Annotated in this window: 10 protein-coding genes and 2 pseudogenes; 8 read left to right on the forward strand and 4 right to left on the reverse strand. The window is 70.5% G+C overall.

The genetic code is table 11. The features are described from left to right. A pseudogene (locus tag HLK59_RS21995) lies at positions 1 to 1,640 on the reverse strand (tetratricopeptide repeat protein); the annotation flags it as partial. Then, complete coding sequence (locus HLK59_RS22000) at positions 1,640 to 3,478, reverse strand: HSP90 family protein (protein WP_171143212.1); 1,839 nt, start codon at positions 3,476 to 3,478, stop codon at positions 1,640 to 1,642. The gene HLK59_RS22000 and the pseudogene HLK59_RS21995, both read right to left, overlap by 1 nt. Positions 3,479 to 3,641: 163 nt before the next feature. On the opposite strand from HLK59_RS22000, the gene HLK59_RS22005 reads away from it, so the two are divergent. The 8 genes and pseudogenes from HLK59_RS22005 (at position 3,642) to mutM (ending at position 11,669) form a co-directional block, all read left to right on the forward strand. Then, positions 3,642 to 6,698, forward strand: a complete 3,057-nt coding sequence (locus HLK59_RS22005) for a helicase-related protein (RefSeq protein WP_171143213.1) — start codon at positions 3,642 to 3,644, stop codon at positions 6,696 to 6,698. 33 nt (positions 6,699 to 6,731) lie between these two features. Then, a pseudogene (gene rsmD, locus HLK59_RS22010) lies at positions 6,732 to 7,325 on the forward strand (16S rRNA (guanine(966)-N(2))-methyltransferase RsmD); the annotation flags it as partial. Positions 7,326 to 7,351: 26 nt separating this feature from the next. Beyond that, positions 7,352 to 7,831 carry a pantetheine-phosphate adenylyltransferase gene (coaD, locus tag HLK59_RS22015; RefSeq protein ID WP_046258859.1) on the forward strand — a complete coding sequence of 160 codons (480 nt, stop codon included), beginning with the start codon at positions 7,352 to 7,354 and terminating at the stop codon, positions 7,829 to 7,831. Positions 7,832 to 7,905: 74 nt separating this feature from the next. After that, entirely contained in the window at positions 7,906 to 8,952 is a 1,047-nt protein-coding gene (locus tag HLK59_RS22020; protein ID WP_171143215.1) for a cell division initiation protein, read from the forward strand. Positions 8,953 to 9,094: 142 nt separating this feature from the next. Then, positions 9,095 to 9,748 carry a DUF177 domain-containing protein gene (locus tag HLK59_RS22025; protein WP_171143216.1) on the forward strand — a complete coding sequence of 218 codons (654 nt, stop codon included), beginning with the start codon at positions 9,095 to 9,097 and terminating at the stop codon, positions 9,746 to 9,748. A 2-nt stretch (positions 9,749 to 9,750) separates the two neighbouring features. Continuing rightward, complete coding sequence (gene rpmF / locus HLK59_RS22030; RefSeq protein ID WP_015657589.1) at positions 9,751 to 9,924, forward strand: 50S ribosomal protein L32; 174 nt, start codon at positions 9,751 to 9,753, stop codon at positions 9,922 to 9,924. A 19-nt stretch (positions 9,925 to 9,943) separates the two neighbouring features. Next, a complete protein-coding gene (rnc, locus tag HLK59_RS22035; protein ID WP_171143217.1) occupies positions 9,944 to 10,738 on the forward strand; it encodes a ribonuclease III in 795 nt (264 codons plus the stop codon). 70 nt (positions 10,739 to 10,808) lie between these two features. Further along, on the forward strand, positions 10,809 to 11,669 hold the full coding sequence (mutM, locus tag HLK59_RS22040) for a bifunctional DNA-formamidopyrimidine glycosylase/DNA-(apurinic or apyrimidinic site) lyase (protein ID WP_171143218.1): 861 nt from the start codon (positions 10,809 to 10,811) through the stop codon (positions 11,667 to 11,669). Here the strand turns inward: mutM and HLK59_RS22045 are convergent. Next, positions 11,642 to 12,025 (reverse strand): helix-turn-helix domain-containing protein, encoded by a 384-nt coding sequence (locus HLK59_RS22045; protein WP_171143219.1) that lies wholly within the window; start codon positions 12,023 to 12,025, stop codon positions 11,642 to 11,644. The genes mutM and HLK59_RS22045 overlap by 28 nt on opposite strands. 81 nt (positions 12,026 to 12,106) lie before the next feature. After that, on the reverse strand, positions 12,107 to 13,279 hold the full coding sequence (locus tag HLK59_RS22050) for a CAP domain-containing protein (RefSeq protein ID WP_171143220.1): 1,173 nt from the start codon (positions 13,277 to 13,279) through the stop codon (positions 12,107 to 12,109). Positions 13,280 to 13,345 lie beyond the last annotated feature (66 nt).

The following is a 13,345-nucleotide window of genomic DNA, read 5'->3' on the forward strand; positions in this document are numbered from 1 at the left end:
AGCACCCCCTCCTCCAACACCCCGTCGCCGCCACCCTCCGGCGCCTCCCCGGCCTCCTGTACCCGGCGCATCAGAATCCGTGCCCGTGCCATCAGTACCGACGCCGTCTGGCGAACGCCGGTGCCGTCCTCGGCGTAGAGGGCGAGGATCTCGTCGTACGGCCCGGCGATCGCCGTGAGTGCCGCTTCCGAGTCGCCCGCGAGGGCACGTACGAACGCCCCGCGCGCGCGTGCGGCCAGCGCCTCGCCCGGGTCGCCCGCCCGCGCATAGAGCTCGGCGGCGCGGTCGAACAGCTCCACGCCCTCGGGGCCGAGGTCCATGGCCTGGTGGTCGGCGATCTCCGCCAGGACGCGCGGGTCCAGCTCGACGCCCTCCGCCGCCCGCGAGACCGCCGCCCACGCCTCGACGGCGTGCGGCCGCAGACCGTCCGACAGTCCTCGCGCCTCGGCGATCAGAGCCGCCAGATCCGGCTCGGCGGACTCCCGCGCGACCACCGGGACAGCAGGCGTGGCAGGGGTGGCCGTCCTCGCCGACCGCACCCCCAGTGGCAACCGCTCCACCAGCGGCTCCTGCGCCATACGCGCGCGTGCCCGCTCACCGACGTACGCCGTGCCGTTGCGCGCGTCGAAGCGGCCGGCCAGGTCGAGGGCCTCCGCACGCGCGTGCGCGGCGAGTTCGCGGGCCATCCAGGAACGGTCGCCCGGTCCCGGTACCCGACGCTCGCCGAGACCGAGCCCGGTCAGCCGGTCCATGAGCAGCGCCACCACGCTCAGGAACTCCAGCCTGCTGCGCGGATGCCCGGCGTCCGTGAAGTACGACGGCCGTTCCGCGAGCAGCTCCAGGCCACGCGCCTCGTTGCCGCTCAGGGCGCAGAACTCGACGTGGTCGGCGTAGGCGCCGCGCATGCTCTCCATGGCCCGTACGAGGCGGAAGCCCCGCAGGTGGTTCGCGCGGGCCTCGTCGAGGCGGCCGAGGCGCAGCAGGGGCAGCAGAGAGGCCGCGAGGGAGGTGTGCGGCTCGTGCGCGCAGCTGAGCTCGCCCTCCAGGACCGGCGTCCACAGTTCGAGCGCCTCCGCGTCCCGGCCCCGCTCGCTCTGCCACCAGCCCTGCCCGTGCAGCTCGCACGCGTGGCAGTCGGCCATGCGGTCCCGGTCGGCGGCGAGCCACGCGGTGTACGCCCGTTCCGCGCGCGGCAGGTCCCCGATGTGCGCGGCGACGTTGAACTCGGCGCTGCGCACGGCCCGTTCGGAGTGCCCGGCGAGCCGGTAGCGGTGCTCCATCTCGCCGAGCCACTTCTCGACGGAGGCGAGCGGCACGTGCGGCTGGTCGAGCATGCCGGACGACACCCACTTGAAGACCCAGTGCAGGGTGTGGGTCTCGTACTCGTCGAAGTCCTCGGGCCGTTCGTCCCACATGCGCAGCAGACGCGCGAAGGGGACGAACATCCGGTCCTTCTCGGAGCTGTAGTTGTAGACCTTCAGCTGGTGTCCGAGCGCCTCGATCACGGCGAGCGGGACGTTCAGACCCTCGGCCGCCACCAGCAGCTGCTCCGCGCGCGCGTTGCGGGCCGGACCTTCTGGCTGCTCGCCGTTCTCGGCCATCGCCCGGCGCAGGGCGTCGAAGTCCGTGATCTCGGTCATCAGCGACCCTCCTCGCCGTTCGTGGCCCACTCCAGAAGGCCCATGAAGGACCGGTTCAGCAGCGCCGAGTCCGCGGGCCTGAGCGGGCGCTGCGCCATCAGCAGCGCCTGTCCGTACAGGGACTCCGTCGCGGTGCCGATCAGCTCCGGATCGCCGAGTGAACTGATCCGCCGGATCAGTGGATTGAGATGGTTGAGCACCAGACGCGCGCGTGGCGCGCTGCCGCGCAGCGAACCGAGGATGCCCGCCCACAGGTCGTCGGCCCGCGCCTCGGCCTCCGCGCGCGCCTGCTCGTGCCGGGCGGACCGGTCGTCCAGGTGCAGCGCGGGCACCGAGAGCGGGCGGAACGCGCGCAGGACGACGTCACAGCCCAGCGGCTCCAGGGTGGCCCGCGCGGCCGCCAGGAAGCCGGACAGCGCCAGCTCGTCGGCCGGGTCGACCGCGTCCAGGTGCGCGGTCACGGTGTCGGTGTCCAGCTCGGCGACCACCGTCCCCGGCCGCACCGACGGCAGCGCCTCGACCAGGTCGCTGTCGTAGGTGTAACCGCCGTTGACCACCCCGACGCCCTGCGCGGACGCGATGGGCGCGACCTGCCGGTACTCCTCCACGGTCCGCGTGAAGTGCACGACCGGGTGCCGCTGTGCGAACTCCTCCAGGGACAGCTGTCCGTCGGTCGTCTCGAAGGGCAGCCACGGCAGCATCGTGCGCAGCATGTCCTTGTCGTGCCGGGCCAGGGACTTCACGCCCAGGTGATGCACGGAGAGGAAGGCCGCGAGCCGCTCCGGATCACCGGCGGCCAGCCCCGTCAGCCAGGACCGGATCTTCTCGCCCAGCGCCTCCCGTACGGCAGCCAGCGTCTCGTCCTCGTACAGCGACTCGCGCGAGGCCGTCGGCCGCAGACTGTCCGTGTCCAGGACGCAGCGCACGAAGAACGCCCAGTCGGGCAGCAGCTGTTCGGCGCGCTCGGTCAGCAGCATGCCCTTGAGGTGGACGCGGTGCGTCGCGCGCGCGGCCGGACTGACCGCCGAGGGCAGCACGTACGCCACCCCGCGGATCCCGGCGACGGGCACGTTCAGCTCGATCGAGTCCAGCGGGCTGAACCCGAAGAGGTCGTGACAGTGCCGCGCCAGGGCCACCCTCCGGGTGGCGGGGGAGGGGTAGGGCCGGTCCCAGGGCGCCGGCAGGTCGGTGACCGCCTCGTCGCCCACCCGCACGTCGTACGGCAGCAGCGAGCCGAAGTCCCGTGCCAGCGTGAGGACCCGCTCGGGCGTGAGCCACTCCCCGGCCCCCGCCCGAGCCGTCAGATGCACGGTGGTACCGGGCTCGGGACGGGCCTCGTGCGGCAACGTCCGCACGGTGTACGAACCGTCCTCGCTCGCCGTCCACTCCACGGGCGCCGCCCCGGGCGTACGGGCGCTGCGGCTGACGACCCGGATCCGCTCGGCCACCACGAAACAGGCGAGCAGGCCGATGCCGAACTGGCCGAGGAAGTCGGAGCGGACCTCCTGGAGCCCGTCCTGGAGTGCGTCGGCCCGCTTGGAACTGCGGCCGATGGTCGCCAACAGGGCGTGCACGTCCGCCTCGGTGAGCCCCACGCCGGAGTCCTCGACCCGCAGGGTGCCCTCCTCGGCGTGGAGCCGCACCCTGGCCGGGGCGTCGGGCTGTTCGGCCCGCCGGGCGGTGATGGCGTCCACGGCGTTCTGCAGCAACTCGCGCAGATAGACCTTGGGACTGGAGTAGAGGTGATGGGACAGCAGGTCCACCAGACCACGCAGGTCGACCTGGAACGTGTGAGGTGACGGGGATGCCTGGGATGACTGTGAGGTCTGGGAGTCCATCGCTGCAACGCCGAGGGTGGGGAGGTCTTCGGCGCGGGGTCGGGCGGTCCCGGTGGGGCGGTGACCGCGGGATGGCCGGAGCGCGTCATCCTAGAGCCGGAACAGCCCGTCTGACCAGGGGTTTCCCGATACGTATACGGCAATGTCAGTGGGGTGGTGTGCAATGGATCTCGTGCCCGCGCTCGAAGAACCACTGAAAAAGGTGCTCGGCCCACCCACCGCGAAGGTGATGGCCGAGCATCTCGGCCTGCACACCGTCGGCGACCTCCTGCACCACTACCCGCGCAGATACGAGGAGCGGGGCCAGCTCACCCACCTGGCCGACCTCCCCATGGACGAGCACGTCACGGTGGTCGCCCAGGTCGCCGACGCCCGGCTGCACTCCTTCGCCTCGGCCAAGGCCCCCCGGGGCAAGGGACAGCGCCTGGAGGTGACCATCACCGACGGCAGCGGCCGTCTCCAGCTGGTCTTCTTCGGCTCCGGTGTCCACAAGCCCCACAAGGAGCTCCTGCCGGGCACCCGCGCGCTGTTCGCGGGCAAGGTCTCCGTCTTCAACCGACGCCTTCAACTGGCGCACCCGGCCTACGAGTTGCTGCGCGCGGACGGCGATGGCGCGGCGGAGACGGTGGAGACCTGGGCCGGCGCCCTGATCCCCATCTACCCCGCCACGGCCAAGCTGGAGTCCTGGAAGATCGGCAAGGCGATCCAGACGGTCCTGCCCAGCGCCCAGGAGGCGCTGGACCCCCTTCCGGACTCGCTCCGCGACGGCCGCGGCCTGGTCGCCCTCCCCGAGGCACTCCTCAAGATCCACCGCCCGCACACCAAGGCCGACATCGAGGACGCCCGCTCCCGCCTCAAGTGGGACGAGGCCTTCGTCCTCCAGGTCGCCCTCGCCCGCCGCCGCCACGCCGACGCCCAACTCCCCGCGGTGGCCCGCCAGCCGAAGCCGGACGGCCTCCTGACCGCCTTCGACGCCCGCCTCCCCTTCACCCTCACCGAGGGCCAGCAGAAGGTCTCCAAGGAGATCTTCGACGACCTGGCCACCGAGCACCCGATGCACCGGCTGCTCCAGGGCGAGGTCGGATCGGGCAAGGCCCAGCCGCTGGACTCGCTGGTGCTCACCCCTGCCGGTTTCCGCCGGATGGGGGACTTGCAGGTGGGGGACGAAGTGGTCGTCCCCGACGGGGAGATCGCGCCGGTCGACGGCGTCTTCCCGCAAGGAGAGCGCGATGTCTGGCGGCTGGTGCTGTCCGACGGCAGCTCTGTGGAGTGCGACGACGAGCATCTCTGGATCGTCGGTACGCGTCGCGGGTGGAGCCGGGGGGAGGCCCCCGAGGTCATGACCACCCGGGAGATCCGCCTCGACATGGTCGAGCCGGACGGATCCTCGAAGTGGCACATCCCGGCCGCGGTCCCCGTCGACCTCGGATCCGACTCGGGACCGCCGCTGGATCCCTACCTGTTCGGCCGTGCCCTGGGGGACGGCTCATCCCGGCACGACCTGGGTCGGTGGGGCCCGGCGTCCTCGGGCGGGTTCGTGCCCGAGGAGTTCAAGAACACCTCGGTCAAGAACCGCCTCGCTCTGCTGCAAGGCCTTCTGGACACGGACGGCACCCTCCACGCGGACGGCACGAGCCTCTCGTTCCGTGCCGCCTCGCGCAGGCTCGCCGACGACGTCGCCTGGCTCGTACGTTCGCTGGGTGGTGCTGCGCGGGTCCTGCCCGAGCGAGCCGCCTTCCAGGTCTCGGTCGCCCTGCCCGACGAACACGCGCCGTTCCGGCTGACCCACAAGGCCGACCGCGTCCGTCCGCGGCCCGAGGACCACACGTTCCGGCGCGGGATCCGAGCCGTCGAACACGTGGGGCGCAAGCCGGTCCAGTGCATCAGCGTCGCCCACCCGAGCCATGCCTACGTCACCGACGACTTCACCGTCACCCACAACACGATGGTGGCCCTGCGCGCCATGCTCGCCGTCGTCGACGCCGGCGGTCAGGCCGCCATGCTCGCCCCCACCGAGGTCCTCGCCCAGCAGCACCACCGCTCGATCGTCGAGATGATGGGCGACCTGGCCGAGGGCGGAATGCTCGGCGGGTCCGAACACGCCACGAAGGTGGTGCTCCTGACCGGCTCCATGGGCATGGCCGCCCGCCGTCAGGCCCTGCTCGACCTCGTCACCGCGGACGCCGGGATCGTCATCGGCACCCATGCGCTGATCGAGGACAAGGTGCAGTTCCACGACCTCGGACTGGTCGTCGTCGACGAGCAGCACCGCTTCGGCGTGGAGCAGCGGGACGCCCTGCGGGGCAAGGGCAAACAGCCGCCCCACCTGCTCGTCATGACCGCCACGCCCATTCCGCGCACGGTCGCCATGACGGTCTTCGGCGACCTGGAGACCTCGGTCCTGGACCAGCTCCCGGCGGGCCGCTCCCCGATCGCCAGCCATGTCGTCCCGGCCGCCGACAAGCCCCACTTCCTGACCCGGGCCTGGGAACGGGTGCGGGAGGAGGTGGAGAACGGCCACCAGGGGTATGTCGTCTGCCCCCGCATCGGCGACGAGGAAGTGGACCCGAAAAAGAAGAAGTCCCCCGAGGACGAAGCTGAGAAGCGCCCACCGCTGGCCGTTCTCGAAGTGGCGGACCAACTGGCCAAGGGGCCGCTGCGGGGCCTGCGCGTCGAGGTCCTGCACGGGCGTATGCACCCCGACGACAAGGACGCCGTCATGCGCCGCTTCGCCGCCGGCGAGACCCATGTCCTGGTCGCCACCACGGTCATCGAGGTCGGCGTCAACGTCCCGAACGCCACCGCCATGGTGATCATGGACGCGGACCGGTTCGGCGTCTCCCAGCTCCACCAGCTCCGCGGCCGCGTGGGCCGGGGCTCGGCGGCCGGCCTCTGCCTCCTGGTCACCGAGATGCCCGAGGCCAGCGCCGCCCGCCAGCGCCTCAACGCGGTGGCGTCGACCCTGGACGGCTTCGAACTCTCCCGCATCGACCTGGAACAACGCCGGGAGGGCGACGTCCTGGGCCAGGCCCAGTCGGGGGCCCGCACCTCCCTGAAGGTCCTCACCGTCATCGACGACGAGGAGATCATCGCGGAGGCGAGGGAGGAGGCGACGGCGGTGGTGGAGGCCGATCCGGAGCTGGAGCACCTTCCGGGTCTGCGCACGGCGCTCGACGCCCTCTTGGACGACGAGAGGGAGCAGTACCTGGAAAAGGGCTGAGAAACTGGCCTCGCAACCACCCTCGAACAAGGACCGAAGATGACTCGCGTGATCGCCGGAAAGGCCGGTGGACGTCGCCTGGCAGTCCCGCCCGGCAACGGCACCCGCCCCACCTCCGACCGCGCACGCGAAGGTCTCTTCTCCACCTGGCAGGCACTCCTGGGCGGCCCCCTGGACGGCGAGCACGTCCTGGACCTGTACGCCGGATCAGGAGCGGTCGGCCTCGAAGCCCTCTCCCGCGGCGCGAGCCACACCCTCCTCGTCGAGGCGGACGCCCGCGCCGCCCGCACGATCCGCGAGAACGTGAAGGCACTCGGCCTCCCCGGCGCCGAGGTGAGGGCGGGCAAAGCGGAACAGATCGTCCAGACGCCGGCGCCGACGGACCCGTACGACCTCGTCTTCCTCGACCCCCCGTACGCCGTCCCGGACGACGATCTTCGCGAGATCCTGCTCACACTCCGCACCCAGGGCTGGCTCACGGCCGAAGCGCTGGTCACCGTGGAGCGCAGCACCAGAGGCGGAGAATTCCACTGGCCGGACGGCTTCGAACCGCTCCGGTCCCGTCGCTACGGCGAGGGGACCTTTTGGTACGGTCGCGCCGCCTCTACGTGCGAAGACGCACGATGACCGGACCGGAGAGCGAGGGATCTCAAGTGCGCCGCGCCGTCTGTCCCGGGTCGTTCGACCCGATCACCAACGGACATCTCGACATCATTTCCCGCGCCTCCCGTCTGTACGACGAGGTCTATGTCGCGGTCATGATCAACAAGTCCAAGAAGGGCCTGTTCGAGGTCGAGGAGCGGATCGAGCTGATCCGCCAGGTCACCGCCGAATACGGCAACGTCAAGGTCGAGGCCTTCCACGGCCTCCTCGTCGACTACTGCAAGCAGCGCGACATCCCGGCCATCGTCAAGGGCCTGCGCGCGGTCAGCGACTTCGACTACGAGCTGCAGATGGCCCAGATGAACAACGGCCTGTCGGGCGTCGAGACGCTCTTCGTGCCGACCAACCCCACCTACAGCTTCCTGTCCTCCTCGCTCGTCAAGGAGGTCGCCACCTGGGGCGGAGACATCGCCCACCTGGTGCCACCGCTGGTCCTGGAGGCGCTCAACGAGCGCCTGCGCAAGGACTGATGGGGCTACCGGGCTGATGGGGCTACAGTCGTCCCGTCCGTCTCCAACACAGCTGTAGAGAGTGGCGAGCACAGGTGGACGTGCAGAAGAAGCTCGACGAGATCGTCGCCGCGGTCTCCGGCGCCCGGTCGATGCCCATGTCGGCCTCGTGCGTGGTCAACCGCGCCGAGCTGCTCGCGATGCTGGAAGAGGTGCGGGCGGCCCTGCCCGACTCCCTCGCCCAGGCCCAGGAGCTGATCGGCGGCCGTGAGCAGATGGTCGAGCAGGCCCGTCAGGAGGCCGAGCGGATCATCTCGACCGCGCACGCCGAGCGCGGCTCGCTGATCTCCGACACCGAGGTCGCCCGCCGCTCCCAGACCGAGGCCGACCGCATCCTCACCGAGGCCCGCCGGGAGGCCGAGGACGTCCGTGCGGAGGCCGACGACTACGTCGACTCCAAGCTCGCCAACTTCGAGGTCGTCCTCACCAAGACCATCGGCTCCGTCGGCCGCGGCCGCGAGAAGCTCCTCGGCACCGGCCCGGGCGTCGACGAGCAGGGCTACGAGGACGAGGACGCCCCCGAGCGCAGCCATGACCCCGAGACCCTGCGCCGGGACGCCGACAGCTACGTCGACACCAAGCTCGGCGCCTTCGAGGCGGTCCTCACCAAGACCCTCCAGGCCGTCGGCAAGGGCCGCCAGAAGCTCCACGGCCGGATCGCCTCGGACGACCTCGGCGCCCTCGCCGACGACGACACGACCGTCCAGCACTCCAGCGACGCCGACTACCTCGCCGACCTCGCGGCCCTCGCCGAGCAGGACAACCGGGCCGCCGCCGAGCAGTCCGCCCAGCCGCAGTACGAGCCGCAGCCGGCCTACGGCTACCAGCAGACGGACACCTACGGCGGCTACCCGCAGCAGCAGGCCTACGCCCAGCAGCAGGACCCCTACGGCTACCAGCAGGCCGATCCCTACGCCTACCAGGGCTACGACGCCCAGCAGGCCGCCTACGACGCCGGACAGACCCAGCAGGACCAGCAGCACGCCCAGCAGTCGTACGCCCTCGACGAGACCAGCCTCTTCGACACCGGCATGATCACGCCGGAGCAGCTGAGGGCCTATGAGCAGGGGCGCGGCCAATAAGGACCGGGCGGAGACCACCGGATTGGGCCGTGAGGGAAAGGTCCAGTATCCTGGCTCTTCGGTCGCGTGTACGTCCGCGATCAGCGCTGCCCGGGAACACCGAAGGGCAGCGTCCCTCTGAGCTCGAAGATCGAAAGCAGGAATGGTTCTGAACGCCCGCCTCGACCACCGCAAGCCTCTCGTGTTCGACACACACGAGCTGGGGCGGCGGCCCGGTGCGCAGCAGCGCCTGACCCGTGAGATCGACGCTCCCAAGGATCTGGGGATCGCGGGAGTGATCGGAGTGCCGGAAGGCGCCCCGGTGAAGCTCGAACTCCGGCTCGAGTCGGTCATGGAAGGGGTGCTTGTCACAGGCACCGCCCGTGCACTGGCCGAGGGGGAGTGCGTAAGGTGTCTGGAGCCGCTGGAGCTGGAGCTCGCAGCGGACTTCCAGGAGATGTTCTCGTACCCTGACGCCGATGACCGGGGCCGTGTGAAAGCGGAACCGGCCGACGACGCCGAGGAAGACGAGGACAGGCTCTTCCTCGAGGACGGCCTGTTCGACCTCGAACCCGTGCTGCGTGACGCGGTGGTGCTTGCCCTGCCGATGCAGCCGGTGTGCCAGGACGACTGCCCCGGCCTGTGCTCCGAGTGCGGAGCGCGGCTGGCGGACGACCCGGACCACCACCACGACGCCGTCGACATCCGTTGGGCGGCACTGCAGGGACTCGCCGGTTCACTCGAAGATGGCGAGAAGGACGAGATGAGCGGCGGCGCGCTTCCTTCAGCGCACGTCGACGAGAAGCAGGAGAAGTAGCCGTGGCTGTTCCGAAGCGGAAGATGTCGCGCAGCAACACGCGCCACCGCCGGTCGCAGTGGAAGGCTGCGGTCACCCCCCTGGTTGCGTGCGAGCGCTGCCACGAGCCCAAGCAGCAGCACATCGCGTGCCCGTCTTGCGGCACGTACAACAAGCGCCAGGTCCTCGAGGTCTGAGCGGCTGGTGAGAGGCACTGTGTCCACTCCGAAGAAGAACTCTGCGGACAACACGGCCTCGTCCCACACGCTGTTGGAAGGGCGGCTCGGGTACAAACTCGAGTCCGCCCTTCTGGTGCGTGCGCTGACCCACCGGTCCTATGCGTACGAGAACGGCGGTCTGCCCACCAACGAGCGCCTGGAGTTCCTCGGGGACTCCGTCCTCGGCCTCGTGGTCACGGACACGCTGTACCGCACCCACCCCGACCTGCCCGAAGGCCAGCTGGCCAAGTTGCGGGCCGCGGTGGTCAACTCTCGTGCGCTGGCGGAGGTGGGCCGTGGGCTCGACCTGGGCTCCTTCATCCGGCTCGGCCGTGGTGAAGAGGGTACGGGCGGCCGGGACAAGGCATCCATCCTCGCCGACACCCTTGAAGCGGTGATCGGCGCGGTCTATCTCGACCAGGGTCTGGAAGCGGCGGGCGAACTCGTCCACCGGCTCTTCGACCCGCTGATCGAGAAGTCCTCCAACCTCGGTGCCGGCCTGGACTGGAAGACCAGTCTCCAGGAGCTCACCGCGACCGAAGGACTCGGCGTGCCCGAGTACCAGGTCTCGGAGACCGGCCCCGACCACGAGAAGACCTTCACTGCTGCCGCCCGCGTCGGAGGCGTCTCGTACGGCACCGGCACCGGCCGCAGCAAGAAGGAGGCGGAGCAGCAGGCCGCCGAGTCCGCATGGCGGTCCATCCGGGCCGCCGCGGACGAGCGCGCCGAGGCGGCCGCGAAGGCAGCGGAAGCAGCCGACGCGGGCGCCGACGAAGCGTCCGCCTCCGCCTGAACCGACAGCGTCATCCAGAGCGCCCGTCCCGCACCGGGGCGGGCGCTCGGTTCATACACCGGGGGATGCCATGCCCGAGTTGCCCGAGGTCGAGGTCGTACGGCGAGGTCTGGAGCGGTGGGTCGCCCAGCGCACGGTCGCCGAGGCCGAGGTGCTGCACCCGCGCGCGGTGCGCCGGCACGTCGCCGGTGCCGACGACTTCACCCACCGCCTCAAGGGGCATCGTGTCGGCGTGCCCATGCGCCGCGGCAAGTACCTGTGGCTGCCCCTGGAGGACGCGAACCAGTCGATTCTGGCGCACCTCGGCATGAGCGGCCAGCTCCTGGTCCAGCCGCACGAGGCAGCGGACGAGAAGCACCTCAGGATCCGCGTACGGTTCGCGGACGACCTCGACACGGAACTCCGCTTCGTCGACCAACGCACCTTCGGCGGCCTGTCGTTGCACGACAACACCGAGGACGGCCTGCCCGACGTCATCGCGCACATCGCCCGCGATCCCCTGGACCCGCTCTTCGACGACGAGGCGTTCCACCAGGCCCTGCGTCGTAAGCGCAGCACCATCAAACGGGCGCTGCTCGACCAGTCGTTGATCAGCGGCGTGGGCAACATCTACGCGGACGAGGCACTTTGGCGTGCTCGCCTCCACTACGAGCGCCCGACCGCGGGATTCACCCGCCCACGCACGACCGAACTCCTGGGCCACGTCAGGGATGTGATGAACGCGGCGCTCGCGGTCGGCGGCACGAGCTTCGACAGTCTGTACGTCAACGTCAATGGTGAGTCCGGCTACTTCGACCGCTCGCTCGACGCGTACGGCCGCGAGGGACTGCCCTGCAAGCGGTGCGGTACGCCGATGCGGCGCCGGCCCTGGATGAACCGGTCCAGCTACTTCTGCCCGAAGTGTCAGCGGGTGCCGCGCGTCTCGTCGTAGCGCTGACGTGCCGTGAGCACGTCGTCCATGCGGCCCTCCACGAACTCGATGAGGCCGACCAGTCGCTCGGCCACGCCGCGGCCCAGCGGGGTGAGTTCGTAGTCCACGCGAGGCGGGTTGGTCGGCTGGGCCTCGCGGTGCACCAGGCCGTCGCGCTCCAGGGCCTGCAATGTCTGGGAGAGCATCTTCTCGCTCACGCCGTCCACCCGACGGCGCAGCTCGTTGAAGCGCAGCGAGCCCTCGTGCAGGGCGCAGAGCGTCAGCCCGCCCCAGCGTCCCGTCACATGCTCCAGCGTGTTGCGCGAGGGACAGGCCTTGGCGAACACGTCGTAGGAGATGTCGAGCGTGGTGTCCATACACCCCAGCGTACGGGAGCACAGCGCTAACGAAAAGGGAGCACTAACCGTGAGTTAGTGCTCCCTTTTTCGGTTCTTCGGTCAGTAGCCGAAGTCCTGCGTCCACCACGGGCCACCCGACCCGAAGTGCACGCCGACCCCCAGCGTCTTGAAGTCGCAGTTCAGGATGTTCGCCTTGTGGCCCGGGCTGTTCATCCAGGCTTCCATCACCGCGGCCGCGTCGGTCTGGCCCCGGGCTATGTTCTCGCCGCCGAGGCTGGTGATGCCGGCTGCCTCGGCCCGGTCCCAGGGGGTGTTGCCGCTGGGGTCGGTGTGGTCGAAGAAGCCTTCGGCGGCCATCGCGTCGCTGAAGTCCTCGGCCAGCTTGCCCAGCGCGCTGTTCGCGGCCACCGGGCTGCACCCGACCTTCGACCGCTCCTCGTTCACGAGCTTCAGCACCTCGGCCTCGGCCTGGGCCTCCGCGGAGACCGTCACCGGGGCCTTGGTGTTCGCCGGCGCCTTCGTGGCCGCACGCGAAGGAGTCGTCTCCGGCTTCTTCTCGCTGGGCGTGGCCGTGGGCTTCTTCGACGGCGCCTTGGTCGGCGCGGCCGTCGATGCCGAGGCGGACGGCGTGGGCGAGGCCGAACGCTCACCGTCGCGGCTGGCCGCCTCGTCGTCCCGGCCGGCGTCGGCGCTGCCGGAGGTGCCGCCCTGCTCGGTCGCGGAGTTGGTCGGGGTGTCCGCGGCCTGCACGTTGTCGGCGTTGCCACCGCCGAGCTTGTAGTTGTCGAGGCCGGGCACCACACCCGTGGCCACCGCGACCGTGCCGATGGCGACCGCCGCGGAGACCCCGAGCAGACCGGTCTTGACGGGCGTCACGACCTTCTTCTTACGGCGGCGGCGAGAGCCCCCGCCGCGCCGCGGGCCGTCACCCGGCGAGAAACCCTCGCTCGGGAACAGCGCCGTGCCCGTGGTGCCCGTGGCCTGCGCGTACTCGTCGTCCGTCGCGTAGAGATAGGCGTCACTGCGGGAGTGCGCCTCGGGGTTCAGATAGGGCGCGATGCCCACCGTGGGGTACTCACCGCTGTGGTGACCCCGGGCATCGGCCTCGAAATCGTACGAGAACTGCTGGTCCAGGCCGTACGAGTGCTGTGGGTCGTAGTCGTACGAGTGCTGCGGGTCGTAGCCGCTCGTGTATGAGCCGTCTGTTTCTGTGACCCCCGTGGCGCGGCCCGTGGCGGCGCGGCCGGCGGCGGAGCGTCGGTGGCGTCCCATGTGTCCTGGCCTTCCTCGTCCTTTGTGGCCGACTCGTCCCCAGCGGTCGGACCGAACGCACAAAAC

This window comes from Streptomyces sp. S3(2020), from assembly GCF_013044505.1.
Lineage (GTDB): Bacteria > Actinomycetota > Actinomycetes > Streptomycetales > Streptomycetaceae > Streptomyces.

Coding starts and splice junctions, on each gene's coding strand:
- HLK59_RS22000 (WP_171143212.1), bottom strand. CDS start 3,478: ATGGACTCCCAGACCTCACAGTCATCCCAGGCATCCCCGTCACCTCAC.
- HLK59_RS22005 (WP_171143213.1), top strand. CDS start 3,642: ATGGATCTCGTGCCCGCGCTCGAAGAACCACTGAAAAAGGTGCTCGGC.
- HLK59_RS22025 (WP_171143216.1), top strand. CDS start 9,095: ATGGTTCTGAACGCCCGCCTCGACCACCGCAAGCCTCTCGTGTTCGAC.
- mutM (WP_171143218.1), top strand. CDS start 10,809: ATGCCCGAGTTGCCCGAGGTCGAGGTCGTACGGCGAGGTCTGGAGCGG.
- HLK59_RS22045 (WP_171143219.1), bottom strand. CDS start 12,025: ATGGACACCACGCTCGACATCTCCTACGACGTGTTCGCCAAGGCCTGT.
- HLK59_RS22050 (WP_171143220.1), bottom strand. CDS start 13,279: ATGGGACGCCACCGACGCTCCGCCGCCGGCCGCGCCGCCACGGGCCGC.